Source organism: Desulfosarcina sp. (assembly GCF_046496365.1).
GTDB lineage: Bacteria > Desulfobacterota > Desulfobacteria > Desulfobacterales > Desulfosarcinaceae > Desulfosarcina.
In genome coordinates this window covers 44,718-67,118 of record NZ_JAWOHB010000116.1, presented here as the reverse complement: position 1 = coordinate 67,118, position 22,401 = coordinate 44,718, and the positions used below count along the sequence as shown (strand labels likewise).

At 56.0% G+C, this 22,401-nt stretch carries 19 protein-coding genes and 1 tRNA gene; 12 read left to right on the top strand and 8 right to left on the bottom strand.

Going from position 1 to position 22,401, the window contains the following annotated elements:
* The first annotated feature begins 375 nt into the window (after nucleotides 1-375).
* Both R6V78_RS10130 and tatA read left to right on the top strand, forming a co-directional pair.
* Nucleotides 376-774: a hypothetical protein gene (locus tag R6V78_RS10130; protein ID WP_410289236.1), complete on the top strand. Its 399-nt coding sequence runs from the start codon at nucleotides 376-378 to the stop codon at nucleotides 772-774.
* Between the two features lie 77 nt (nucleotides 775-851).
* Entirely contained in the window at nucleotides 852-1,043 is a 192-nt protein-coding gene (gene tatA / locus R6V78_RS10125) for a twin-arginine translocase TatA/TatE family subunit (RefSeq protein WP_410289235.1), read from the top strand.
* Nucleotides 1,044-1,271: 228 nt separating this feature from the next.
* Here the strand turns inward: tatA and recQ are convergent, their stop codons facing one another.
* Together recQ and R6V78_RS10115 are read right to left on the bottom strand one after the other, a co-directional pair.
* The gene (recQ, locus tag R6V78_RS10120) at nucleotides 1,272-3,092 is read right to left on the bottom strand and encodes a DNA helicase RecQ (RefSeq protein ID WP_410289234.1); all 1,821 of its coding nucleotides are present in this window, start codon (nucleotides 3,090-3,092) and stop codon (nucleotides 1,272-1,274) included.
* Between the two features lie 33 nt (nucleotides 3,093-3,125).
* A complete protein-coding gene (locus tag R6V78_RS10115) occupies nucleotides 3,126-4,379 on the bottom strand; it encodes a phospholipase A (RefSeq protein WP_410289233.1) in 1,254 nt (417 codons plus the stop codon).
* Between the two features lie 226 nt (nucleotides 4,380-4,605).
* Between R6V78_RS10115 and R6V78_RS10110 the strand changes: the two genes are divergently transcribed.
* The 4 genes from R6V78_RS10110 (at nucleotide 4,606) to R6V78_RS10095 (ending at nucleotide 9,729) form a co-directional block, all read left to right on the top strand.
* Nucleotides 4,606-6,540: a DUF294 nucleotidyltransferase-like domain-containing protein gene (locus tag R6V78_RS10110; RefSeq protein ID WP_410289232.1), complete on the top strand. Its 1,935-nt coding sequence runs from the start codon at nucleotides 4,606-4,608 to the stop codon at nucleotides 6,538-6,540.
* A gap of 42 nt (nucleotides 6,541-6,582) precedes the next feature.
* Entirely contained in the window at nucleotides 6,583-8,796 is a 2,214-nt protein-coding gene (locus R6V78_RS10105; RefSeq protein WP_410289231.1) for a cache domain-containing protein, read from the top strand.
* On the top strand, nucleotides 8,793-9,473 hold the full coding sequence (locus tag R6V78_RS10100) for a response regulator transcription factor (protein WP_410289230.1): 681 nt from the start codon (nucleotides 8,793-8,795) through the stop codon (nucleotides 9,471-9,473). Before R6V78_RS10105 ends, R6V78_RS10100 begins: the two co-directional genes overlap by 4 nt.
* A gap of 70 nt (nucleotides 9,474-9,543) precedes the next feature.
* Complete coding sequence (locus R6V78_RS10095) at nucleotides 9,544-9,729, top strand: DUF2065 domain-containing protein (protein ID WP_410289229.1); 186 nt, start codon at nucleotides 9,544-9,546, stop codon at nucleotides 9,727-9,729.
* A gap of 10 nt (nucleotides 9,730-9,739) precedes the next feature.
* Here the strand turns inward: R6V78_RS10095 and R6V78_RS10090 are convergent, their stop codons facing one another.
* Entirely contained in the window at nucleotides 9,740-10,375 is a 636-nt protein-coding gene (locus R6V78_RS10090) for a transglycosylase SLT domain-containing protein (protein ID WP_410289228.1), read from the bottom strand.
* A 331-nt stretch (nucleotides 10,376-10,706) separates the two neighbouring features.
* Here R6V78_RS10090 and R6V78_RS10085 point away from each other — a divergent pair, with 331 nt between their 5' ends.
* The 6 genes from R6V78_RS10085 to sat all read left to right on the top strand — a co-directional run bounded on the left by R6V78_RS10085 (nucleotide 10,707) and on the right by sat (nucleotide 16,849).
* A complete protein-coding gene (locus R6V78_RS10085; protein WP_410289227.1) occupies nucleotides 10,707-12,026 on the top strand; it encodes a uracil-xanthine permease family protein in 1,320 nt (439 codons plus the stop codon).
* Nucleotides 12,027-12,403: 377 nt separating this feature from the next.
* Nucleotides 12,404-13,117, top strand: a complete 714-nt coding sequence (locus R6V78_RS10080; RefSeq protein WP_410289226.1) for a YbjQ family protein — start codon at nucleotides 12,404-12,406, stop codon at nucleotides 13,115-13,117.
* Nucleotides 13,110-13,559, top strand: a complete 450-nt coding sequence (locus tag R6V78_RS10075) for a YbjQ family protein (RefSeq protein WP_410289225.1) — start codon at nucleotides 13,110-13,112, stop codon at nucleotides 13,557-13,559. Before R6V78_RS10080 ends, R6V78_RS10075 begins: the two co-directional genes overlap by 8 nt.
* Nucleotides 13,559-14,392, top strand: coding sequence for a M48 family metallopeptidase (locus tag R6V78_RS10070; RefSeq protein ID WP_410289224.1), 834 nt, complete (start codon nucleotides 13,559-13,561; stop codon nucleotides 14,390-14,392). The genes R6V78_RS10075 and R6V78_RS10070 overlap by 1 nt, the downstream gene beginning before the upstream one ends.
* A gap of 193 nt (nucleotides 14,393-14,585) precedes the next feature.
* Nucleotides 14,586-15,383: a sulfite exporter TauE/SafE family protein gene (locus tag R6V78_RS10065; protein WP_410289223.1), complete on the top strand. Its 798-nt coding sequence runs from the start codon at nucleotides 14,586-14,588 to the stop codon at nucleotides 15,381-15,383.
* A 194-nt stretch (nucleotides 15,384-15,577) separates the two neighbouring features.
* Nucleotides 15,578-16,849 (top strand): sulfate adenylyltransferase, encoded by a 1,272-nt coding sequence (gene sat, locus R6V78_RS10060; protein WP_410289222.1) that lies wholly within the window; start codon nucleotides 15,578-15,580, stop codon nucleotides 16,847-16,849.
* A 200-nt stretch (nucleotides 16,850-17,049) separates the two neighbouring features.
* Here the strand turns inward: sat and R6V78_RS10055 are convergent, their stop codons facing one another.
* The 5 genes from R6V78_RS10055 to rimO form a co-directional block, all read right to left on the bottom strand.
* Nucleotides 17,050-18,228 (bottom strand): DUF2914 domain-containing protein, encoded by a 1,179-nt coding sequence (locus R6V78_RS10055; RefSeq protein WP_410289221.1) that lies wholly within the window; start codon nucleotides 18,226-18,228, stop codon nucleotides 17,050-17,052.
* Between the two features lie 247 nt (nucleotides 18,229-18,475).
* Nucleotides 18,476-18,550, bottom strand: a tRNA-Val gene (locus R6V78_RS10050).
* A 71-nt stretch (nucleotides 18,551-18,621) separates the two neighbouring features.
* Nucleotides 18,622-19,905, bottom strand: a complete 1,284-nt coding sequence (locus R6V78_RS10045; RefSeq protein WP_410289220.1) for a hypothetical protein — start codon at nucleotides 19,903-19,905, stop codon at nucleotides 18,622-18,624.
* A gap of 10 nt (nucleotides 19,906-19,915) precedes the next feature.
* On the bottom strand, nucleotides 19,916-20,896 hold the full coding sequence (locus R6V78_RS10040; RefSeq protein WP_410289219.1) for a polyprenyl synthetase family protein: 981 nt from the start codon (nucleotides 20,894-20,896) through the stop codon (nucleotides 19,916-19,918).
* Nucleotides 20,893-22,218, bottom strand: coding sequence for a 30S ribosomal protein S12 methylthiotransferase RimO (rimO, locus tag R6V78_RS10035; protein ID WP_410289218.1), 1,326 nt, complete (start codon nucleotides 22,216-22,218; stop codon nucleotides 20,893-20,895). The genes R6V78_RS10040 and rimO overlap by 4 nt, the downstream gene beginning before the upstream one ends.
* Between the last annotated feature and the right edge of the window lie 183 nt (nucleotides 22,219-22,401).

The following is a 22,401-nucleotide window of genomic DNA, read 5'->3' as shown; positions in this document are numbered from 1 at the left end:
GATGTTTTTTATCACGGCAGTGGTGCTTTAACAAGGCTGGTATGAGGGTCATACATGACAGGTGTTTTTTAAAGGGCTTCGGATGGGCGGGTCCGGTCGAAATTCTCAAGGGTGTTGGCCACATGCGTTTAGCGGAGAGGATTTCGGCCGTCGGCAGTATCTGCTTACTTTTTTAGAGCACCATCGGGCCACGGATTGACACCTATTGACCACAATGATATTGTTTGGACCTGATTTCCAACCCTTGGTTGAAACGCGCGTCGCTGTCTTGGCTCCGCTGTTTGCGGTGGAGCCAACTGGCGAAAAGCGGTTGAGATCCTTACGGTGGCGTTTCCCTGCGGTTTGCCGCGGGGGCTAGCATATGGTGGACAAGCCATGGGAACCATCATCTCCCTTGACAAAAAACTGAAGCGGTCCCTGGATAAACAGGACGCCATCATACGGAAAAGAAAGTTGCTGGCCGTCAGAAAAATATTCCGGTGTGCGCACTGTACCTCCAAATGCGAAAAGTGCGGTGTAATGATCACTGTGGACAACCGGTCAAACCTGCCGACTTTCAGAATTCCCTATACATTCTGTGACAGCTGCACGGAAGAGTATGTGGACTATATCGAGGCGCTCAAGGGTAATGAAGACAGCTCACTGTACTGGCACAACGATGCCTGGATGAAAGTGTGGGCCACCTGGATCGAACATCAAGGCGCCGTGGACAGCTATTTGAAATCAAAAGAATTTGAACAACTGCTCGATGAATTGAAGCCGAACCAGACCTGATTACATACAGTCACCGGGGTGGCGGCAGGCCGGGCCGGAACCATACGCTTAATTGCGCCTTATTACAGGAGGAACACATGTTTGGAATCGGAATGCCGGAATTGATCATTATCCTGGTCATCATTCTTATCATCTTCGGTGTGGGCAAACTGCCGGAAATCGGCGGCGGCATGGGCAAAGCCATCCGCAACTTCAAGGACTCCGCCAAGGAAGCTGAAAAATCGGATAACAAGGAACCAGAGAAACTGGAAGAGGATAAGAAGGCCTAACCGTAAATCCCAAAAAATACTGGAGTGCCTTGCTTGCCGGACCGACGGGATCCCAACCATCCTGCCGGTCCGGTTTTTTTCAGGCGGGCGGCAGGGATAAAAGATCGTCGACACCGGGGTGCGAATTCGATTGCCCTGGCGATTGTGCGCGATTGCCTGTGACCGCCTCAGGTTCCATGGTTACCCCTTCTTCTGACCACGGATGCGTCGATCCTCCGGTGTCACGATTCAGTCGTCTTCACACCCGGTGAGGATCTCCAGGAACTGACCCCCGAATCGATCCAGCTTGCTCTGACCGATACCCGGTATTTCCAGCAGATCATCCAGCCTCAATGGCCGGCGGACCACCATCTCCTTAAGGGTCCTGTCATGGAAAATAACATAGGGAGGAACATTGAATGCTTTGGACAGTTCCAGGCGGAGCTGCCTCAATTTTTCCCATAATCTCAGAGATGCGGCATCCGTAAAAACGACGCTCGCGGCTGTCCCTGATTTTTGCTTGGCAGCCACCTTGACCGGCACCGGATCCCTGCGCAAAAAAACCGACGCCTCGTTTCTAAGTATTTGCCAGCTGCGCGCATTGAGGTGAAGCCCGCTTTTGGCAGCCAGATCCGCATCCAGAAAACCCGCAGCCAGCAACTGTCGAAACACCGAGTGCCACTGTTTGGGTTCCAGGTCCTGCCCGACACCAAAGGTTTTGATGCGATGGTGGCCGAACCGTTCCATTCGCTCTGTCAAATGGCCCGTCAGCACATCGATGAGGTAGACCGCGCCAAAACGCTGTCCGGTGCGGTAAATGCAGGAGAGCGCCTTCTGGGCGGCAATGGTGCCGTCCCAGGTGTCCACCGGCTCGATGCAGTTATCGCAGCAATTGCAAGGAGGGGCATATCCTTCGCCGAAATAACCCAAGAGACCTTTCCGCCGGCATTCGGGACTTTCGCAGAAGCCCAGAAAAGCGTTGAGTTTTCGCTGCTGGACCGATTTAAATGCCTCGTTTCCATTGGAGAGGTTCTGCAGGCTGCGCATGGCCACCACATCGGCCAGGGAATAGAAGAGCCACGCCTCAGCCGGCTGGCCATCCCGCCCCGCCCGCCCCGTCTCCTGGTAATAGGCCTCCATGCTGGATGGCAGGTCCAGATGGACCACAACGCGAACATCCGGCTTGTCGATGCCCATGCCAAATGCCACGGTTGCCACCATCACCAGCCCGTCTTGCATTAAAAACCGCTGCTGATTCTGTCTGCGGACATCGGCATCCAGCCCGGCATGGTAGGGCAGGGCCGCAATGCCCCTATCAACGAGCCAGCTGGCCGTGGCATCGGCCCGCTTGCGGGTACGCACATATACGATGCCTGCGTGGCCGTCGTGTCGCTCCCGCAGAACGGATAGCAACTGCTGCTTATCATTGTGTTTGATCTGAACGCGATAAAAGATGTTGGGGCGGTCGAAGCTGGCCACAAAATGGACGGCATCGGCCAGGTGGAGTTTGTCCAGGATCTCCCGGCGCGTTGCCTGATCGGCCGTGGCCGTCAAGGCAATCCGCGGCACCTTCGGAAAATGTTGGGTGACATCGGCGATCTGCAGGTATTCGGGCCTGAAATCGTGGCCCCACTGGGAGACGCAATGGGCTTCATCGATGGCAAAAAGCGCCAGATTCAGGTTGCTCAGCAAGCGCCGAAACCGGTCGGTGAGCAGTCGTTCCGGGGCCACATACAGCAGGTCGCAACCACCGGCAGCGGCGATCGATTCCACTTGGGCGGCATCCTCCGGCGGCAGGCTGGAATTGAGAAAATGCGCCCGGACTCCATGTTGTCGCAGATCAGCCACCTGGTCCTGCATCAGGGCGATCAGTGGGGAGATCACCACACCGACACCGGCGCGGATGATGGATGGGATCTGAAAGCAAAGGGATTTTCCGCTGCCGGTGGGCATGAGGGCGAAAACATCTTGTCCGGCGAGCAGCGCGTCGATGATCGCCTTCTGATTATCCCTGAACGTCGGGTAGCCAAAGACCCGCTTGAGAATCGATTCGGGGCGGTTGATAGTCATGCAATCATCCATTTGCGGTATTATGATCGGGGTTTAACGGACAATGGAAAAACCCAGCCTGAAAGCGTCATGACGTTGGTTATAATTGATCAGGGTTTCGGCGTATCCGCTGTAATACTGGGCCTGCAGATAAAAATTCAGGTTTTTACCCAGCAGTCGGGTCATGGGATAGGTCAGGTCCAGCTGCACTGATGGCCCTTTTCTTGCCCACCACAGGTGGGTGTTCAAACCAACCCCTTCCGGATCCATGATGCCCACAGCCAGATCCAAATAGCCCCGATAGTCCGCCAGATCAGCGTTATTTTCATCTTCATTTTCCACGTAGGTATAGAATTTGGGAGCAATTTTCATATGGTAGGGCCCGACCAGGTGGATCCCCATGATCGGCTTGATATACAGATAGTTGGTGCTGCGGGAGTCGCTGCCGCCCTTGCCGTTGGATTCGTGCTGAAAACCGCCCTGGATGCCGAAGGCGGAGATGGCCGCGACATTGAGATCAATTTTTGGCAGCAGATAAAAGGCTTCCGGCATATAGCTGGTATCTTCAAAAGGCTCGGAATCCCGCTTCAGGTTCCAGACCGATCGCTGGGTGTACCCCAGGTGAAACCCGGTCACCCAGGGGGCTTTTTCGGTCAGGTAGCCCTGGTAGCTGAAGAGGCGGTACTTGAAGCTGAACTGGAATTTGCTTTGATCCAGCCCCGGGTCCACACCCAGCAGAAAATACATGGGCTCGTGAACGGACAGATTGTCCAGAAAAGACTGCAGCATGGTGGGGCCTTCATCCAGGGGCACCTGCTGACCGATCCACGCTTCGGGCGGCGCTTTTTCCACCCACAGGATGAGCGGATCAGTGCCCAGCGTCTCGATGTTGATCGCTACCGATCCCGCAGCGTAGATCGGCAGATTGACTGTGTATTGGCGTTTTGCAAAACTCCGGCCGGGAATTTCAACACGGGCGTCCGCTTCCTGATCCACCAGGTCGGCATTGACGGTTAAGGTTGAACGGCCGGTATCGATTCGGCATGGCGGCGATGGCGGCAGTTCGTGGGAGATAGTCCCATCGGTATAGTTATGCAGGTACAGGTTCAAGGTCACCACGGTTCCACCCCGGAGGGGTTTTTGGGGGGCAGATAGAACCATTTCAAGATCAGCCGCCCATGCGATGGGAGCCATCAGCGCCATCAGCAACACAACTGCACATCGGACCTGTTGAGTCATTCGGGTCTCCTTGTCGACATAGACAATGCCATCGGTCCGGAACACCGGGGTCACTGTGATAACCATCATCGCATTTGCCGGCCATTGACAGTTGGGAACATCGACATCCGGCAGCCAAACCATCTGGCAGGCAGATCACCCGGTACGCATAGCATATCGGGGAACAATTTTCACCGTTTTGTGCCCGCTGGTGGTTGATATTTAACCAAAGGATGTACTATGACCTGAGCCTTGCATCGGGACCGATCCTTGTGACGGCGGTTCCTACCGGACGATGGTTAGAGAGGGGAATGAGATGAAAACCGATGAGTTAATTACCGTTCTGCAGCGAACCGACCCGTTCGCCCTGCTGGAGTCGGAGATCCTTGTCCCCCTTTGCCGCAAAATAACCGTGAGCGCATTCAACCCAGGCGATTATGTCTTTCGCCAGGGAGACCCCAGCTGCGACTGCCTCTTCATCATCGCCAGCGGCCTGGTGGAAATTCTGGTTGAAGACGGCTGCCAGGCAGAGACGGTGGTGGGGATTCGCCGGGCTTATGACTTCTTTGGCGAGACCGTGGTGCTTTCGGCCCAGCGCTATCCGGGATCGGCGCGGGCCAAAGGAGTCCTGACCTGCCTGCGTTTCAACCGCAAAGACCTGGAAACGTTGATTTACAGCCAGCCGGAGTTCTCCGGATTCTTCAACACCCTGTTGGCCGAACGGATGCGCTTGCTCTACGAGCGCAACCTTTCGGATCGGTCCTGCAACATGCCCCGCAGCACCTCCCTGCTCTTTCGAAAACAGGTCAGCCGGGTCATGTCCAGCCCGGTGATGACCTGCAGGGAGGACGACCCGGTGACCGAGGCTGCCCGAAGAATGATCAATCGGCAGGTGGGGTGCCTGGTGGTCGTGGATGCCGCCGGCCGTTTCCGGGGTGTATTGACCGAGCGCCATCTGGTCGCTGGTCTGGTTGCCGAGCGGACCTTTCCGGTGGAAGGCTGCAGGGTCAGCCGCCTCATGGATTCCCGTCTGTTTGCCATCGCACCGGAAGCGTACCTGGGCGAGGCGCTGGCAGCCATGATCCGCAACCGAACACGTCAGCTGGTGGTGATGGAACGGGATCTCCCGGTAGGCGTGGTGGCCTTTTCAGATCTGGTACGGTCCCAATCGGCGGACAGCCTGATGCTGATCCACGATATCGCCGATCAGAACAGTCTAGACGGCCTGGCCGCCCTGAGCGCCGGCATCGACAAGGTATTGGATGCCTTGGTGGCCGAACAGGCCGGGGTACGGGAAACCATGGAAATCATGTCCCGGCTCAATGATCGGATCACGCGAAAAGTGATCGAAATGAGTGAAGCACAGATGAAAAAGGACGGCTGGGGAGCGCCGCCGGTGGACTATTGCTGGATTAATATGGGCAGTGCCGCCCGCTATGAACAGACCCTGCGGACCGACCAGGACAACGCCATCATCTATGCGGACCCTGAAGCTGCGGATGCCCAGGCGGCATTGGACTATTTTCATCAATTGGCGCTGCTGGTTGTCGATGGGCTGGCCCGCTGCGGATTCGAACGCTGCAGTGGCGGTGTGATGGCCACCAACCCCAAATGGTGCCGCTCGATTTCCGATTGGCGCCAGGGGGCCGCCGGCTGGATGGCCTCCATGGAACCGGAAGACACCCGCACCTTGACCATTTTGCTGGACTACCGATCTCTTTGGGGCAACACCAGCCTGGCGGACACCCTCTGGACCCATATCGTCGGTTCCTTTTCAGACTCAATCATTGCCGGACACATGTTGTCCCGGGATGACCGCAAACTAACAGCGCCCATCGGTTTCCTGGGCAAGATCGTCACTGAACGCAACGGCCCCAGAAAGGGACGTATCAATCTGAAGACAGCAGCCCTGGTTCACATCATCAATGCCGTGCGTCTGCTGGCCGTGAGTCAGGGAATCACCACACCATCCACCCTGGATCGACTGGACCTGCTGGCCGGCACCGAAAGCTTAAGTGCGGAAGACGCCTCCTTCTATCGGGCAGGGTTCGAGACCCTGATGATGTTTCGCATCCGCGAAAACTTGAAACGCGTTCGCCAAGGCCAACCACCGGACAACACCCTGAACCCCAGGGAACTGGATAAAAGTGAAACCCTCCTGTTAAAAGACGCGCTGTCTGCTGTATCCCATCTGCAAAAGCGCATCAGCAAAGGCTTTCACGTGCCGTGGATGAATTATTTCGGCCAATAGACCGCCGATGGGATTTACCGATTCCGGTGAAAGGCATATTGCATGACGCCCTTACGATTTCTTGAAAACATCCAGATCCGCTACAAACTGCTGTTCAGCTACCTGATCACATTTTGCGTAATCATTGCCCTCGGGTCCATGGTCATCTACTCCATCGTGCGCAACACCATCGAAGCCAATATCGAAAGTGAATTGAAAAACGCCACCGACGCCATGTTGAATATGGTCCAGACCGCTGTCACGGTGTCCATTAAAAACCACCTGCGGGCCGTGGCGGAAAAAAACCTTGAGATGGTTACCCACCTCTATTCCCTCTACCAGAAGCGCGAACTCACTGAAGTTCAGGCCAGAGGGCTTGCTGAATCCATGCTCTTGAGCCAGCGTATCGGTACGACAGGGTATATTGCCTGCGTTTCCAGCGGTGGGGTCATGGTGGTCCACCCCGAATCCGAATGGATCGACCAAGATATCAACCGTTACGGTTTTGTCCGTCAAATGCGGGAGAAGCGGCAGGGATATATCGAATATGAATGGAAAAATCCCGGCGAGGCCCAAGCCCGTCCCAAGGCAATGTACATGGCCTATTTCGAACCCTGGGACTGGATCATTGCCGTCTCATCTTACCGCAAGGAGTTCCGCACCCTGGTGAACACCGATGATTTCAGGGACAGCGTTCTCTCCCTGCAGTTCAGCCAAAGTGGTTATGCCTTTGTCACCGACAGCAAAGGCAATGTGATTATTCATCCGAGCCTGCAGGGCGTCAATGTCATTGCTGACAAAGAATTCCCCGACTATCCCCTGGAAACCATGCTGAAAGAGCGAAGCGGGAAAATCACCTACTCCTGGAAAAATCCGGGCGAGCCGTACTTGCGCGAAAAACTGGTTCTGTTCAATTACCTGCCCGAATACGAATGGATCGTGGCCTCCTCGAGCTACCTGGATGAATTTTACGCCCCCCTGAACAAAGTGAGCAATGTGATTATTTTTACCGTTATGGGGTGTATTCTGCTGGTGCTGCCCATCACCGCGCTGATCAGCGCATCGATCACCAATCCGTTGGCCGAGTTGGTCAAGCGCCTGGAGCAGGGAGCCAACGGAGACCTGTCCGTAAGGCTTGACCGGCATTCTGGCGATGAGGTCGGGCGCCTGGCCTGGTATTTTAACAGTTTTATGGATCGACTGGAGGATTACAGTGGCAACCTGGAAGCGGAAGTCAAGGAACGCAAGGAGGCGGAAGCAGCCCTGCGTTTGAGTGAAAACCGCTATCGATCAGTGATTGAAGCCATGCCTGATGCCATGGTGGTTTATGATATGGAGGGCCGGGTTACCTACCTGAACCCGGCCTTTACGGATGTGTTCGGCTGGACAGCCGACGAATGCAAGGGCAGAAAACTGGATCATTTCGTTCCCAAAGAGAATTGGGAAGAAACCCGCAGGGGGCTGAATACCATCACATCGGGCAAGCCATTGTCAAGCGTGGAGACCCGGCGACTGACCAAAAGCGGGCGAATCATCGATGTCAGTACACGTGGAGCGGTTTACCGGGATCCCGGGGGCCACCAGGTGGGCAGCGTCATCATTCATCGGGATGTATCCGACCTCAAGCGCCTGGAGAGGCAGGTAATGGACGTCGGAGACCGTGAACGTCAAAAAATCGGCCAGGACCTGCATGACGACCTGTGCCCGCACCTGATCGGCGTGGAAGGGCTGGGCAAAGTACTGGTTCGCAAACTCGCGGATAAAGCCCCCGACGAAGCGCATCTGGCAGAAAAAGTCACTGGCCTGGTGAAAGATGCCATCATCAAAACCCGTCGGCTGTCACGGGGATTGTGTCCGGTCTACCTGGTGGATCGCGGCCTGGAGTCTTCACTGAGAGAGCTGGCTGCCAATACCGAGTCGGTGTTCGGGGTGGCCTGTCGATTCATCTGCAAGGCACCGGCACGGATTCGTGACAATATAGTGGCCACCCACCTGTTTCGAATCGTTCAGGAGGCGGTAAATAACGCCGTACGCCACGGACAGGCCACAGCGATAACGGTCACCCTGGGCGGTGAAAACAACCATACACGGTTGTCCGTTGAGGACGACGGATGTGGAATCCCGACGGATGTGGGAACCGACGGCATGGGCTTGCGCATCATGGGTTTTCGTGCCAATATGATCCACGCCATGCTGGATATCCGCTCACCCGAAGCCGGCGGAACCGTGGTACAGGTTTTTCTCAGCGACAACGCAGGGGCACCCGTTGACCCATGACAGAAATCAAGAAAAAAATCCTGATCGTCGAAGACCACCCGATTTTCAGGTGGGGGCTAAGTGAGCTGATCAACCAGGAACCGGACATGGTGGTTTGCGGCGACGCCACCGATGTTTCCGGCGCCTGGAAAGCCATCGAACGGCTTGAACCTGACCTGATCATCGCCGACATAACTCTGGAAAACAGCGATGGCATCGACCTGGCCAAAGCGGTCAACCGCCGCAGCAAAACCATTCCTGTCCTGATTCTCTCCATGCACGATCAGTTCCTTTACGCCGAACGAGCCCTTCATGCCGGTGCCAGAGGGTACATCATGAAGCAGGAGGCGATGGAATCGGTGGTGACCGCCATCCGCCAGGTGTTGGCCGGGAAAATTTATCTCAACGAGAAGGTCAAGGATCAAATCCTCTTCAATCTGGCCGACCGTCCAGCCGGGGGCGGCCGATCGTCCATGGATCGGCTGACGGATCGTGAACTCGAAGTATTCCGAATGATTGGAAAAGGGTTTTCCACCCGTGAAATCGCTTCCAAGCTGCACCTGAGCATCAAGACCATCGGGACCTACCGCGAACGGATCAAGGAAAAATTCAGCCTGAAACATGCCAACGAACTGGTGCGGCACGCTGTTCACTGGGAGAAGACCGGGGAGATCCCCAACGGGACGCCGCTTCCCTGACCGCACAAGCAGCACCACTTCTGCAATCGACCTGGATCGCGGTTAAGCCCACCAAAAAAAATGGAATAAAATGGATTATTTTCTCTGCGTTATCGGCATGGTGATGATCATCGAGGGGGTGCCTTATTTTGCGGCACCGGATCAAATGAAGCGGTGGATGGCAAAAATTATGGAGATGGCCCCGGGATCCCTGCGTCGGTTCGGATTGGTGATGATGGTCACGGGGTTGTTTATGGTCTATATAGGTCGCAGATAAGCATCCGGACTCATCCGTTCTTGTAAAGATAGAAAAATTGCATCACTTTTTTGACGTAGGCTTCCGTTTCCGGAATGGGGGGGATGCCCCGATGGCTGTCCACCGCCCGTGGACCGGCGTTGTATGCGGCCAGGGCCAGGGGCACCTGACCGTCAAACCGTTGAATCAAGGCCTTGAGATATCGGGCACCACCCATGATGTTCTGCCATGGATCGAATGGATCGTATACCCGGAACGCCTTGAGGTTCTCCGGCATGATCTGCATCAGCCCCAAGGCTCCTTTTTTGGACACGGCCTGGGGATCAAAGGCCGATTCGGCGCGAATCACGGCTTTCAGCAGGGGAAAATCCACACCGTGGAGGCTGGCGGCCTCGTCGATGTAGCGGTCGAAGCGGTTGGCGTCCATCCCTGCCCCCTGACGCCTGGGACGCTCCTTGATATATACCTGATAGTCGCTGGTCGTGGGAACATTGGTAAAGTGCATGACACCCTGGCTGTCGATATACATGTAGATGTCGGCGTCAGCCGGCAGGGTCAGCAATAGAATCAAGCCGGCGGCAAGCCACATGCCGCGCTGCCAGATCAGATATCTACGAACCGATGGGTGCATGATTGTTTGGCCATTATGGTAAGACAGCTTTTTCACCACTTTCACCTTCAGGTGATGTCGGCACAACCGGTGGATTTGTAAAGTTTTTTCTTTTTATTGGCAAGAAAAAACGCAGGATCGGCCCGTCGGCGCAAGAACTCCGTCAAAATCAGAGCAGAACAGCTGACGGCGTCATCGCAAACGAAAGCCCGTTGGCAGTGTCACCGCAAAGGCATCGATGCGACCCACTCGCAAAGTGCGTGCTTGGGCCTTGATGTGTCCCTGCCATGGGCCCCCCGGTGCTTGACACCTTTCGGGTTTGCGCATATAGACCCGGTTCAACTCACTCATCTACCCCAAGGTTTCCCAAATTCTCAAAGGAGGTGTTATGTCAGCGCAGAAGTCTGCCACCGATTACGTGTTCAGCCCCAAAGACAGTCTGGTGGGCGCCCAGATGCTGTTCGTCGCTTTCGGCGCCCTGGTCCTGGTCCCCCTGCTCACCGGGTTAAACCCTAATGTCGCCCTGTTCACCGCCGGTGCAGGCACCCTGATTTTCCAGTTCATCACCAAGCGTATGGTCCCCATTTTCCTGGCATCTTCCTTCGCGTTCATTGCACCGATTATCTATGGGGTGAGTACTTGGGGTATCCCCGGCACCATGTGCGGACTTGTGGCCGCCGGTCTGCTTTACGTGGTGTTGAGCCTGTGCATCAAAACGTTTGGTGCCGGTTTTTTAAAGAAGCTGCTGCCCCCGGTGGTGGTCGGTCCGGTGATCATGGTCATCGGGTTGGTGCTGGCCCCGGTGGCCGTTCACATGGCCCTGGGCCGCACCGGCGACGGATCCGCATGGCTGGTGCCCCAGAGCATGGCCATGAGCGTGGCGGGGATCGCCTTGATCGTCACCATCCTCACCTCCCTGCTGGGCAGCGGGTGGATGCGCCTGATCCCCATTCTCATCGGCGTGGGCGCCGGTTATCTGGCAGCCCTGATTCTCGATCTGGCCGGCGTATCCAGCTCCATCCAGGCAGGCTTCGATCCCGGCACATTGAAAAACTTTACCGGGCCCGCCCTGGTGAACTTTAAACCGCTTTTCGACGCGCCCTGGTTCGCCGTGCCCGATTTTGTATTCCCCGAGTGGAACCTTCAGGCCATCTTTTTCATCGTTCCCGTCGCCATTGCGCCGGCTATCGAACATTTTGGCGACATCCTGGCCATCGGCAATGTCACCGGCAAGGATTTCGTCAAGTCCCCGGGTATTCACCGAACCATGATGGGCGACGGAATTGCCACCTCCTTCGCATCCTTTCTGGGAGGCCCCCCCAACACCACCTACAGTGAGGTGACCGGCGCGGTCACCCTCACACGTATGTTCAATCCCGGCATCATGACCTGGGCCGCCATTTTTGCCATTGCCCTGGCCTTTATCGGCAAGATGGGCGCACTGCTGCAGACCATCCCGGTACCGGTGATGGGCGGAATCATGCTGCTCCTGTTCGGTGCCATTACCGTTGTGGGCCTCAACACGCTGGTGAAGGCCGGGGATGATCTCACCGAACCGCGCAATCTGGCCATTGTGGCCCTTATCCTGGTCTGTGGTATCGGCGGAATGGTGCTTCCTTTTGGTAAATTCACCCTGGGCGGCATCGGTCTTTCCGGAATTCTCGGCGTCATTCTCAACCTGATCCTTCCGAACAACCAGAAAGGCTGATCCGCAGGCAAGTCCGGTGATGACTGCCACCGCCCTTTTCCAACTGACCCGGAAGGGGCGGTGGCATCTGTTGGCGAGGCCTCGACAGGCGACCGGTATCCGTCGGATACCCATTCGATGGATGTCCCTAAAACCACCTCGGCGGAACGGCGCCAGACGAATCGGGCCGACCCCCAGGGTCTGGTCGATTGCCTGGATTCCGAAGATCCTGAAAAGACGGGTGGAAGGTTGCCCTGCGCACTTTTCTCTCATGTTTCATACGGAGCGTTCCGATAACCTTGCATGACAGCCAAACCATCCAAGGGATTCGATGTTTTTGTTAGCCGCTGCAACGAGCTGCGGGAAGCCGCCAGCACCAGAAAAGGAGAACGCATCGCATGGGTGATCGATACACCGTCATCTTCGAAGGCAGAATCATGCCCGGGAAAAACGCGGGAAGGGTCAAGGAACGCTTAAAATCGGACCTGAAAACCGACGATCAGGGGCTCGCCAAATTATTCACCGGAAATCCCGTAGCCATCCGCAAGAACACAGACCTGGCCACAGCCGAAAAATACAAGCAGCTGTTCGCCGCTGCCGGTGCATTCTGCGAAATTCGCAAGGATGGTGAACCCCAAGCCCAGTCACCGCCGCCCCCATCCGGCACGGCGGCAGATGTCGCCGACGATTGCGGCGCAGCGCTATCGTCCGCCGCACCGCCTCAACCACCTGTTTTGCCAGTTAAGCACCACCGCATCACGACGCCGGATGGAGGAAAAATGATCGTCACGAACATCGAAACGGTTCCGGGGAAAAACGTCCTGGAGCATTTCGGCCTGGTTTCCGGCAGCACCATCCGGGCCAAGCATATCGGCCGCGACATAATGGCCAGCCTCAAGAACCTGGTGGGTGGTGAACTCAAAGGCTACACCCAGCTGCTCCAGGAATCCCGGCAGCAGGCCATGTCAAGAATGATAGAAGAGGCCCGCCTGATGGGTGCCAATGCCATTGTCAACGTTCGATTTTCGACATCTTCCGTAGCTCAGGGCGCGGCGGAGTTATACGCATACGGAACAGCTGTACGGGTGGAACAGGAGGTTGTCGATGATTGACCTGATCGTCTTTTTGTCACTGCTGGCGCTGGGATACGGTGCAGGAACCTGGGCCGAAAAACGACACTATCGGTCTATCCTTGAAAGGGAGCAGCAAACGATCAATCTGCCAGCCGTCACCTTGAAATCAGTCGGGGTGCCGGAACACAAAATCCGGTCGGTTCAGCTGGTTTACGGCAGCGCGGTGATTTCCGTGGACTATTTTAAAAGGATGTTGGCCGGTCTGCGAAATATTTTCGGCGGAAAGATAAAATCCTACGAAAGCCTCCTGGACCGTGCACGACGGGAGGCGCTGCTGCGCATGAAAGATATGGCCGGGGACGCCACGGTCATTGTCAACGTGCGCATCGAGACGTCAGCCATCGGCAAGCAGTCCAACCGCAGCAACATCGGCTGTCTGGAAGCCATGGCCTACGGTACGGCGCTGACCCTGGAGAAATAGTGAAATTTACGGCCAACCATCCCGGAATCAATGTCAATGTCACCCCCACGCATCCCCTGAAAGAGTTCGCCCTGCTTGCCGTCGGCCTCCTGGCCATCGTGGCCGCTGTTTACCTGGCCCTTGGCTTGGCGGTCGACCTGATCGTTCCCCGGCTCTCCATGAACCTGGAAAAAAAGCTGGCCGGCGCATTCACCGGAAGGCTGGCCCAAACGGATGCAACGACCGACAGCTCACGGTCGCTTCAGGCCCTGGTGGATCGCCTCCAGGATCGCTGCGCCCCGCTGCCCTATTCAATCACCATTCACATCCACCAGTCCGATGCCGTCAATGCGGCGGCACTGCCCGGTGGGCACGTGGTTGTGTTTTCCGGCCTGCTGGCGGAAATGACCTCGGAAAACGAGCTGGCCTTTGTCCTGGCCCACGAGTTGGGTCACTATGCGCATCGGGACCATCTTCGGGGATTGGGGCGGGCACTGGTGCTGATGGCCGCATCCACGCTGTTGTTCGGAGCGGACAACAGCATCAGCAGCATGATCGGCCAGGGGATGACGCTCTCGGAACTGAGCTTTTCGCGCAAACAGGAAAGCCAGGCCGATGCGTTTGCCCTGGAAACACTTGCCTGCCACTACGGACACGTCGCCGGAGCAACCGCCTTTTTCAAAAAAATTCACAGGGCCGGTGACCCGGGCCGGTTCGGCCACTATTTTTCCTCCCACCCGGAAAACCAACGCCGAATCGACCACCTGGAGAAACTGGCCGGTAGACGCGGATACCCCAGCAAAAACCTGCTGCCCCTGCCGGATGATCTGATCGTCCTTAAGAATCCGTCCTGACCGCTTAAAAAAAGTACCCCCATAAACACCATATCACTGGCGCCGGTCGTCTTGAGGCAACACGGCAACGGCATGAGCTCTTGATTGCGGTTTTAAATTGCCTTGTGAGTGGCGGTTGAACATGATAACGGGTCCAGCCGATTGGTCAACTGATTATAAAGGCGCCACTCCCATTGATTCAAGAGGATCCGAGATGACAACAATTGTATTGATGTACACCCTGGTAGGGGCGGTTGCCGGAGTTCTGGCCGGTCTGCTGGGCATCGGCGGCGGGTTGGTCATCGTTCCCATGCTGGTATTCTGTTTTGTCCGCCAGGGAATACCCGATGCTGTGATCATGCACCTGGCGCTGGGCACGTCCCTGGCCAGTATCATGTTTACCGCTGTATCCAGCTTCCGGGCACATCACAAACGCGGCGCCGTGCATTGGCGTGTCGTACGTAAAATTCTCATCGGTATTTTTACCGGTACGTTTCTCGGCAGTTGCATCGCCGCCCAGCTCTCCACCCGCTTTCTCAAGGGTTTTTTTGTCATTTTTCTTTACTACGTGGCCATTCAGATGTTGACCAACAAGAAACCCGAACCCTCCCGCCAGATACCCGGGCGTGCGGCCATGTTCGGCGTCGGCAACGTGATCGGCATCGTCTCCAGTCTGGTGGGCATCGGTGGCGGAACACTATCCGTACCCTTCATGATCTGGTGTAACATGTCCGTTCACCACGCCATCGGAACCTCTGCAGCCATCGGTTTCCCCATCGCCATTGCCGGCACCATCGGCTACCTTGTCAACGGGCTCAGCGTTCAAAATTTACCCGATTTTTCAATTGGGTACATCTATCTTCCAGCCCTTTTAGGCATCGTGGTCACCAGTGTCCTGACGGCTCCGCTGGGGGTGCGCCTGGCGCACAGCCTGCCGGTAGACCGGCTCAAACGCATCTTTGCCGTCCTGCTGCTGGTGGTGGCCACCCGTATGCTGATCGGAATTTTGTGAATGGCCTGGGCATATGCCCGACATCAGGATAACCGGTCATTTATCTTCAATGATCGGACGCAAGGTCCCGAAATATTCTTGACAAAAAAACCGTTCCCGAATAATTAGTACAACTTGGTATTTTAAGTCCCTCCAGGCTATACATCTGTGTATACAGATTGCGAAAATCACATCATCGAAAGGAGAAGGAACACATGTCCAATCTTATTCCCCCCCATGGCGGCAAAGGCCTCACTGTCTGTCTGCTTGAAGGCGCTGAGAAGGAAGCCGAGCTGAAGAAAGCCGCAGGACTCAAGCAGATCGAAATTTCCCCCCGCGTCAAAGGCGACCTGATCATGATCGGTATCGGCGGGTTCAGCCCCCTGACCGGATTCATGACCAAAGCGGACTGGAAAGGTGTTTGTGAAAACTTTCTGACCGCGGACGGCACTTTCTGGCCCGTGCCGGTGTGCCTGGACGTTGCCAAGGCCGAAGCCGATGCCATCTCCATCGGCAGCGAAGTGGCGCTGTATGATCCCGAGGGAAAAGAGATCATGGCCACCATGAAGGTCACCGAAAAGTACGAACTGACCGAGGCTGACAAGAAATGGGAGTGCGAGAAGGTTTTCATGGGTGAAGGCACCCCGACGGCCGCGGACTTCTGGAAGATTGCCAAAGAGGACCATCCCGGCGTCCAGATGGTTATGAATCAGAAGGCCTTCAACCTGGCCGGCCCGGTCAAGGTGCTCAGCGAAGCTGAATATCCCAAGAAATACGCCGGCGTCTATCACCGCCCGGCCGAATCCCGCAAAATCTTCGACGAACGCGGCTGGAGCGATGTGGCTGCCCTGCAGCTCAGAAACCCCATGCACCGCTCCCACGAATACCTGTGCAAGATCGCCGTGGAAGTGTGCGACGGCGTCTACATCCACTCCTTGGTGGGCAACCTGAAACCGGGCGACATCCCCGCCAACGTGCGTGTGAAATGCATCGACGCCCTGGTGAAGAACTACTTCGTGGAAAAGAACGTGGTCCAGGGTGGCTACCCGCTGGACATGCGCTACGCCGGTCCCCGTGAAGGCCTCCTGCACGCCGCTTTCCGCCAGAACTATGGCTGCTCCAAGATGATCATCGGCCGCGACCACGCCGGCGTGGGCGACTTTTACGGCATGTTCGAAGCCCAGACCATCTTCGACAAGATCCCCACCCCCGCGGGAGGCAAAGGCCTGCTCTGCCAGCCGTTGAAAATCGACTGGACCTTCTACTGCCACAAGTGCGACGGTATGGCCTCCCTGAGAACCTGCCCCCACGGCAAGGAAGACCGCGTGCTGCTCTCCGGCACCATGCTGCGCAAGATGCTCTCCGAAGGCGGCACGCTGCCCGATCACTTCGGTCGTGAGGAAGTTGTCGTTATCCTGCGCGAATATTACCAGGGCCTCACCGAAAAGGTAGAGATCAAGACGCACAAGGCAGCCACCGGCAACTAACCGACAGGATCTGCCTGTAATAAGGATTAAAAAACGGGACACAGCATGTGCAAGCTGCGTCCCGTTTTTTTTATTCTGCATGCAGGCCCTGAATTCACCAACAGGCAGGCATACGGCATCAACCCAAGAGGCTGTGCCGTGATAAACATTCTATCCGTCCATTTTAGCGCTGCCAGCTGTTTGATGATTTTCAGGAAACCCTAATTAACCTCAAAATAGAGTCGTCGCAGTATGTCTCCGTTGGAAGTGGCTATGTCGACGCGCCATTCGCCCCGATCAAGGCGGTTGGCAATCGTCTTGGAACTCCAGGTCCGCCAGTGGGCGGACCGGACATCCAGGGACACGTCTCTGATTTTTTTCCCGCCAAAGTAATAGATATGGTGGATCGTCGCTGGAACCTGCTTTGCCTCAATCTGGGTCCACACATAAATCTTTCCATCCGAGGTGGTAAAAGATCGATCGACACCGGCAGGCATTCGATTTTCAATGGCGCGGCAGATGGTTGCTTGTAAAATCGTCAGGGATGCATCGACGATGCTCGGCTTGGGCGATGGATCGCTTTTACTCGGTTGTCGGTCGGTCGGACCCATGCTTTCCACGTCGGCGTTATTGCCAAGCAAGGCGACGGGTTGTGTCGTTGAAGCGCTGTCGGAAGACGGCGCGCCGATCTGTGTGGCAGGTCCGGACATCCCTGCCGAAATATCGGCTTCTGGTTTAGGACCAGAGAATGCTGCGTTGGATTTGGCAGGCTCGGAAAGAAACAAATGATCAAACCCAACTCCCGCAAGGAACAAGATGAAGGCGCCGCATAGTGCAATACAAGCATACATCCAGATCCCTCGATCGGTCGACCAGCGACGTATGGTCACGCTGAAACCGGACTGCTGGACAAGCCCAAAACGGTGCCGGAAGGGCTTTCTATTATTGGCTTTGACTGCATCGCTGATGGCGATCTTTTTTTCGGCCGCTTTGTTTAAAACGCTTTTGGCCGCCACTAAGGATTCAAGGGTATGGCACCATGACCTGAGATTGCCCAACCGGAGACCGCTCGGTTGGTTGCGTCCTTTCGTCTGGGACTGGTCGGCCGAATGTTTCCCGCCATCAATCGAAGCGGTTACGGGCTGAATGGCTTCAGCCTGGATCCGCTTGCTGTTTGCTGACTCGTACAAATTGATGATTGTATCGACATCACATCCGATGGCCCTGGAGTAAGAGGAAAGATATCCCTTTATATAAGGTCCTTGTGGAATTTTATCGAATTCGTTTTTTTCGATATTCTCCAGATAAGTCGCCGTAATCTTTGTTATTTGAGCGACTTCCCGCAAACTGATATTATTGGCTTCTCTTTCCTTTTTAAGGTAAATTCCAACCGTTTCCATCGTTCAGTCCGAAATGTAGGCTATTGTTTGAAAAACAATACGTATTATGGCTCAGAGATGGCCCAGACAAGGTGAGTTTGAAATGGTATCAATCGTTGGAGGATATCTGAATATGTCGATCTGTTCAAGGCATTTTGTGATTAACGTTGTCAAATGTAGCCAACGCATTGGCCCGCCCATTCGTGAAAATTCATGTGGCACAATGAAAAAAGGGCCTACGGTGAAGACCGTAAACCCTTGAATTTGCTGGTAGGCACGATTGGATTTGAACCAACGACCTCTTCCGTGTCAGGGAAGCGCTCTCCCCCTGAGCTACGTGCCTACATGAGGTGAACCTGATACCACCTGATCATGAAGCTGTCAAGGGAAATGCAGCGCATTTTGGCATCGGGATCACTGCTGCAACAGGCGGATGCTTACCGCCGTTGATGTTACTTCATAGATATCGATACCGAAGCCAGTGAAGGTTTTCAGCAGCAGCGCATCAGCCAGGGAACGGGAACTGCCCTGGTAATTGACGGCCATGGCTGCCCGGTCTGACGACATCTCTTTCATCTTCAGTTCCTTGACACCCGACAGGGAAGAGATGGCCGTGCGCAGGCGGACGAAGCTGGCAATACGGCCGCCGGTGCCTTCTACCACCACATCGATAAAAGTGCTGCGCTCCTGTTCCTGCCGCCATGCAGCCATTACCTGGCGGGCCAATTCGTCACCGGCCAGTGCTCCCGCTCCGGACAGGGCTTCGCGCCCCCCCTTGACCACATCCTTGCTTGATGCCGCAGCTTTCTGACGTGTTCGGCCGATCAGCTTGCCGCTCCGAACATCAAAGGCCTGGACCTCGACAACCGCTTCATAATCATTCACCTCCCCCACCGTGGTATGGGTATTGGGTACGGCCGCAACAGTGCCATATCCGAAAACCAGCACATCGGCGCCCACTCGTCCCCCCAATGCCATCATATCCGCCTCTGGTGCATTCACGGGCAATCCCAAGGGGATACTCAAGTCCGGCGGTGCAATGATCTCGAATCCGGTGGCCTGAAGGGTGGCAGCCATTGCGCCTTCACAGATGGTCTGCTGGGGCAGTGGACGCTCCCCCCACCAGTAGGTAAAACCCGCATCCGTCAGATTTCTTTCGGCCACCATGAAAAGAATTCTCGGATACACCGCGCCGGTCAGGGCCAAACCCAGTCGGGAAAGATCGCGACTGACCCGGTCCGCCGCAACGTCCACCTGTACCATCACTCTGACGGAGTTGCCGGACACGGATTCGGTGAGCACCCGGTAGTTTTGAACATAATTGTCCCGTTCAGCCAGGATGCTGTCGTTGATCTGCTGGAACCGCCGGACCACCGTCTCTACGGTAAGCATCTGCATGACCACCCGGCCCACTGCGGCAACCAAGGCGTCGTTGACCGCATTCTGCCTGCCATCGGCCAGGTTGTTGTCGTGAATAACGGCTGTCCCCAGAACTTTCAGCTGTTTGACCGCGCGAGTCTCGTCTGCTTGACTGCTGGTGCCGGCAAGCACCAGGCAAACAAGCAGGCAGATTGGCCGGATCCATTTTTTAATCGTGTCAGATTCTGACATGGGTTCCTCCCGCCCGGGCCATTGGGATACCGAGGCAATAAGGCCGGCCAGGTAAATGTGAACGACGTTTTCTGGACGGGTGTGCATCTTTTTTCTCCTATGCTTTCCGGACCAGCGCATAATCGGCAATATCCATTAAAATGTCCCGCGTCGGACTGTCGCTGAACACTTGCAGCTTCTGCTTGGCCATTCGGATATGAACCGCCGCCTGGGCTTGGGTATAGGCGATGCCGCCATGGCGCACCAGCATCTCAGTCAAGGCGACGAATTCGGCGCAAGTAAAGTCCGGTTTTCCAAGCAAGGCGGACATACGGCTTCGATCGGTTGGGGTTGCCCGGGACAAGGCATGAATCATCGGCAGCGTCAGCTTTCCCTCCCTCAGGTCGGCACCGGCGTGTTTGCCCAGCGACGCGAGGTCCTGGGTGTAATCCAACAAGTCGTCGGCCATTTGAAACGCCAACCCCAGGTGGTTTCCGTAGTCGGTCAGGGACTGAACCTTGGCGATGCCGGCACCGGCCAGGAGGGCGCCGGTTCGGCAGGCCCCTTGGAACAGTATGGCTGTTTTGCAGCGGATCAGGTCTAAATACTCATCCTCGGTGAGCGTGGTATCCCCTCTTTTCTCCAACTGACGGATTTCACCCTGGGACATATTTTCGGTAATCTGGGCGATGGTCTGGATCACCGCGCACAAACCCGTGTCCGCAGCGATGGAAAGCCCCCGGGCCAGCAGGAAATCGCCGGTAAGCACCGCCGTGGAATTGTCCCATACCCGGTTGGCCACCTGCCGGCCCCGCCGCATGACAGCACCGTCCACCAGATCGTCGTGCAGCAGGGTGGCGGCGTGCAGGTATTCGAAGATGGTGGAGAAACGGGCCGCATGATTGCCGGCATAGCCGCAGAGCCGGGCACCCAGAACCATCAGCAGCGGCCGCAACCGTTTTCCTCCGGCAAAGAGGATATGTCCAGCCACTTGAGCAACCAGATCGAAATAGGGATTCAGGTTCTCGGCCAGTGCTTTTTCGATGGCCTTGAGGTCGTCATCCACGGCAGCCAGGATTTTCTGTTTCAGGTCGATCATATGGCGTTCCCGATGAGATCGTATTCCAGGGCCTCGGTAATCCTGACCGACGCAAACTGTCCAATGGCTGCCAAAGGGCCCTCAGGCAGCGTTTTTACAAAAGTCATGCCGTCCACCTCGGGCGCTTGAAGGATCGATCGACCCTCATAGAGATGGGGCTCGGGTGAAGCTTCAATCAGAACGGACATCGTCTTGCCGATCATGGATGCCAGGTTGGTCGAAGAGATTCCCATCTGCCGCACCATGAGGGCGTCGCGTCGTCCTTGGGCCACGCTTTTGGATACATGGCCGGGCAATCCATGCGCGGGCAGATCCTCTGCATCGGAATAGGTGAACACACCAAGATGATCGAAACGGACCTGCTCAACAAAATCAACCAGCTGTTGAAAGTCAGCATCGGTTTCTCCGGGGAAGCCGACAATCAGGGTGGTTCTGATGGCAGCCCCGGGAACCGTTGATCGAATCCGCCCGAACAGGTCCAACAAATGCTCGCGATCATATTGACGTCCCATTTTTTTTAAAATGTCTGGGGCAACGTGCTGAACCGGCAGATCGAAATAGGGGCACAGGTTGCGGTGGGCGGCAATGGTCGTGATCACACCCGTGGTGATGCTCTCCGGGTGACCGTATAAAAATCGAACCCAGACGTCACCGGCCAGTTCGGTTAGATGCGCCAGCAAGGTGTCGAATCCAACCGGTTCAGGAAGGTCGTGCCCATAAAAGGTGGTATCCTGGGATACCAGGTTCAACTCTTTGACCCCACCGGTAATCAGCCGGCGGGCTTCATCCAGGATTTGATCCATGGGCCGGCTTTTTTGGCGGCCCCGCAATTGAGGGATGATGCAATATGTACAGTGGCGGCTGCACCCCTCGGCGATTTTCAGATAGGCGCTGTGGGCAAGCGTCCGCTCCCGGGCAGCGCTGGAGTCGATGGGAATCAGGTCAGGATCCGGCAGCAGACAGGTCCCTCCGGCCAGCTCGCCGGCGACGGCATCGACGATGCGTGCAAAGGCACCGGTTCCCAGAAACTGGTCCACCTCGGGCAGGGCATCGGCAATGGCTTCGCGGAACCGTTCCGGCAGACACCCGGCCACCACCAGCCGCTTGCAGCTGCCCTCCTTTTTAAAGCGGGCCAGCTCGAGTATGGTGTCGATGGATTCGTTGACGGCCGATTCCACGAAGCTGCATGTATTGACCACGATAACGGTCGCTTTAGATGGATCCCGGGTCAGCGACCACCCGGCCAGGCGCAGCTGCCCGGCCATGGTTTCACTGTCCACCTGATTGCGGGCACAGCCCAGGCTTTCAAGGTAAAGATGCATGGGTATCGGCATGATTTGTGGTGAACGTGTCGGGTTGAAACACCATCAGGGTCCTTTTTCCTCGATGCGCGCAAGGCACCGGATTTCTCTACCAGCAACCATATGAAAAGTCAAAAGGCCGACCGGAAATTAACCGGTGGCCTTTTGACATAGTGGGACAAATCCGACTAAACATTCGGCAGT

What these genes read in the sequence shown, in the direction of transcription:
- R6V78_RS10130 (WP_410289236.1), top strand. Translation starts at nt 376, where the DNA reads ATGGGAACCATCATCTCCCTTGACAAAAAACTGAAGCGGTCCCTGGAT.
- tatA (WP_410289235.1), top strand. Translation starts at nt 852, where the DNA reads ATGTTTGGAATCGGAATGCCGGAATTGATCATTATCCTGGTCATCATT.
- recQ (WP_410289234.1), bottom strand. Translation starts at nt 3,092, where the DNA reads ATGACTATCAACCGCCCCGAATCGATTCTCAAGCGGGTCTTTGGCTAC.
- R6V78_RS10115 (WP_410289233.1), bottom strand. Translation starts at nt 4,379, where the DNA reads ATGATGGTTATCACAGTGACCCCGGTGTTCCGGACCGATGGCATTGTC.
- R6V78_RS10110 (WP_410289232.1), top strand. Translation starts at nt 4,606, where the DNA reads ATGAAAACCGATGAGTTAATTACCGTTCTGCAGCGAACCGACCCGTTC.
- R6V78_RS10105 (WP_410289231.1), top strand. Translation starts at nt 6,583, where the DNA reads ATGACGCCCTTACGATTTCTTGAAAACATCCAGATCCGCTACAAACTG.
- R6V78_RS10100 (WP_410289230.1), top strand. Translation starts at nt 8,793, where the DNA reads ATGACAGAAATCAAGAAAAAAATCCTGATCGTCGAAGACCACCCGATT.
- R6V78_RS10095 (WP_410289229.1), top strand. Translation starts at nt 9,544, where the DNA reads ATGGATTATTTTCTCTGCGTTATCGGCATGGTGATGATCATCGAGGGG.
- R6V78_RS10085 (WP_410289227.1), top strand. Translation starts at nt 10,707, where the DNA reads ATGTCAGCGCAGAAGTCTGCCACCGATTACGTGTTCAGCCCCAAAGAC.
- R6V78_RS10080 (WP_410289226.1), top strand. Translation starts at nt 12,404, where the DNA reads ATGGGTGATCGATACACCGTCATCTTCGAAGGCAGAATCATGCCCGGG.
- R6V78_RS10075 (WP_410289225.1), top strand. Translation starts at nt 13,110, where the DNA reads ATGATTGACCTGATCGTCTTTTTGTCACTGCTGGCGCTGGGATACGGT.
- R6V78_RS10065 (WP_410289223.1), top strand. Translation starts at nt 14,586, where the DNA reads ATGACAACAATTGTATTGATGTACACCCTGGTAGGGGCGGTTGCCGGA.
- sat (WP_410289222.1), top strand. Translation starts at nt 15,578, where the DNA reads ATGTCCAATCTTATTCCCCCCCATGGCGGCAAAGGCCTCACTGTCTGT.
- R6V78_RS10055 (WP_410289221.1), bottom strand. Translation starts at nt 18,228, where the DNA reads ATGGAAACGGTTGGAATTTACCTTAAAAAGGAAAGAGAAGCCAATAAT.
- R6V78_RS10045 (WP_410289220.1), bottom strand. Translation starts at nt 19,905, where the DNA reads ATGCACACCCGTCCAGAAAACGTCGTTCACATTTACCTGGCCGGCCTT.
- R6V78_RS10040 (WP_410289219.1), bottom strand. Translation starts at nt 20,896, where the DNA reads ATGATCGACCTGAAACAGAAAATCCTGGCTGCCGTGGATGACGACCTC.
- rimO (WP_410289218.1), bottom strand. Translation starts at nt 22,218, where the DNA reads ATGCATCTTTACCTTGAAAGCCTGGGCTGTGCCCGCAATCAGGTGGAC.